The 502-nt window shown below is 47.8% G+C and carries 1 protein-coding gene; it reads right to left on the reverse strand.

Going from position 1 to position 502, the window contains the following annotated elements:
- A partial coding sequence (locus tag P3R27_RS14720) for a M23 family metallopeptidase (RefSeq protein ID WP_301399164.1) occupies positions 1-502 on the reverse strand: 502 nt, incomplete at both ends.

The following is a 502-nucleotide window of genomic DNA, read 5'->3' on the forward strand; positions in this document are numbered from 1 at the left end:
GGATCAATCAGTTGATGCCGGGCTAAACTAGGTGAAAGACTAACTTCAAAATGCAAGTGAGGACCTGTACTGTTCCCCGTACTTCCCATGGAAGCAATCACTTCGCCTTGTTCGACCGTTTGACCGACTTCCACTAAATTGCGATGATTGTGCGCATACAATGTCGTCAGCCCATCTTTGTGCTCGATAGCAACATAATTCCCCCATGAAGAATGATACTCTGAGCGGATCACCGTTCCTGAAAGACTAGCCATGATCGGCGTTCCTTGCGGGGCGGCGAAGTCCACTCCACGATGAAACCCATTGCCTCGTGGACCAAAGACAGAAGAGACAACTGGATTGCTGACAGGATAGATCATCTGTTCGCTGCCTGTCGGTAATTCTGGTTTCTCTTTGTCATAACTCGTCAGAGCATATGCTTCGATCAGCGCATTTAGCTTCTCATTGTATTGTGTATCTGATGCATAACGCCCGGTCAGATATTCCGTGGCATCTTCATAAG

Source organism: Enterococcus spodopteracolus (assembly GCF_030441955.1).
Lineage (GTDB): Bacteria > Bacillota > Bacilli > Lactobacillales > Enterococcaceae > Enterococcus_B > Enterococcus_B spodopteracolus.